Origin of the sequence: Herbaspirillum lusitanum P6-12 (assembly GCF_000256565.1) — a bacterium.
Classification (GTDB): Bacteria; Pseudomonadota; Gammaproteobacteria; order Burkholderiales; family Burkholderiaceae_D; genus Herbaspirillum; species Herbaspirillum lusitanum.
Window position 1 is genome coordinate 1 of the sequence record NZ_AJHH01000227.1, and the last position, 1,651, is coordinate 1,651.

General features: G+C 62.0%; 1 pseudogene. It reads right to left on the bottom strand.

Annotation, left to right across the window (positions count from 1 at the left end):
- Positions 1 to 1,621 (bottom strand): annotated as a pseudogene (locus HLUSI_RS27465) (methyl-accepting chemotaxis protein); the annotation flags it as partial.
- Between the last annotated feature and the right edge of the window lie 30 nt (positions 1,622 to 1,651).

Genomic DNA, 1,651 nt, shown 5'->3' on the forward strand with positions numbered 1-1,651 from the left:
ATCTTGCGTACGGCCGGTGCGCCAATGCGCGGTGCGACTGTCGCGACCGGCCCTGCTGGTTTTGCCAGTCGCGGCGCATCCTGAGAGTTGAGGCGGAACACCCCCACCACCTGCGCCAGGTTGGCCGACTGATCCTGCAGCGATTGCGCGGCGGCAGCGGCCTGCTCGACCAGCGCGGCATTCTGCTGCGTCACTTCGTCCATGTGCGTGATGGCCTGGTTGACCTGCTCGATGCCTGAACTCTGCTCCTGGCTGGCGAAGCTGATTTCGCCCACGATGTCGCTCACGCGTTTGACGCTGGCAACGACGTCGTCCATGGTGCTGCCGGCCTGTGCGACCAGCTTGCTGCCGATGTCGACCTTCTCGACCGAGTCGTCGATGAGCGCCTTGATCTCTTTCGCCGCGCCGGCCGAGCGTTGCGCCAGGCTGCGCACTTCGCTGGCGACAACCGCAAAGCCGCGGCCCTGCTCGCCGGCGCGTGCGCTTCCACTGCGGCGTTGAGCGCGAGGATATTGGTCTGAAATGCGATACCGTCAATCACGCTGATGATGTCGACGATCTTGCGCGAGGATTCGCTGATGGAACCCATGGTCGTGACCACCTGCGCCACCACCGAGCCGCTGTGTGCAGCGACGTCGGAGGCGGTCGCCGCCAGCTGGTTGGCCTGGCGCGCATTGTCGGCGTTCTGTTTGACCGTAGAGGTCAGCTGTTCCATGGTGGCGGCGGTCTCTTCCAGCGAACCGGCCTGCTGCTCGGTGCGGCTGGACAGGTCGAGGTTGCCGGTGGCGATTTCGCTCGACGCGGTGGCGATGGTGTCGGCGCCAGTGCGTACTTCCGAGACGATGTTGGTGAGGCTGCCGTTCATGTCTCGCAGCGCCATCAGCAGCTGGCCGATTTCATCCTGCGATCTCACTTCGACATGGCTGCTGAGGTCGCCAGCGGCGACGCTCTGCGCCACCTGCACTGCGTGATTGACCGGGCGCGTGATCGAGCGCGTGATCCAGTACGCAAAGCCACAGGCCAGCAACACCGCGATGGCGGCCATGCTCAGCATGATGACGGTCTTGTTGCGATACAGATCGCTGGCTTCGACGCTGCTCTTGGCCATCACGATGGAACCGCCCTTGATGAAGCCTTTGACGCGATTGATGTAGTTCTGCTGGTCGTTGCGCAAGGACGTCAGCAGCAACTGCGATGCATCCATGGTGGCGCCGGTGGCGGCCAGCTTGAGGAATTCCTTCTGGCCTTTTTCGTAGGTCGCGCGCAGGGCGGAGATTTCGCCGTAGGACTTGCGCCCCATGTCGCTGGACAGCATCTGCCGGAGTGTGACGAGATTGGCGTTGATGCTCTTTTCGCCGTCTTCGATGCGCTGGATTTCCTTGAGCAAGGTGTCGTGATCGTCGATCAGCAGGATGTTGCGCATGGCAATCGCGTTGTCGCTGATCTGCAGCACGATGTCGTTGGCGACCACCACTTGCGGATAGCGGTTTTTCACGATCAGTTGCGTGCCGTCATGCAACGCGCCAAGGCTCTGGATGCCGAGGCCGGTGATGCCGATCAGCAGCAGTACTACCAGACCGAATGCCAAGCCAAGACGCGTACCGAGTTTCAAATTAGTCATCTTTTTTAGTCCCCCAAAAACAAACCCCCC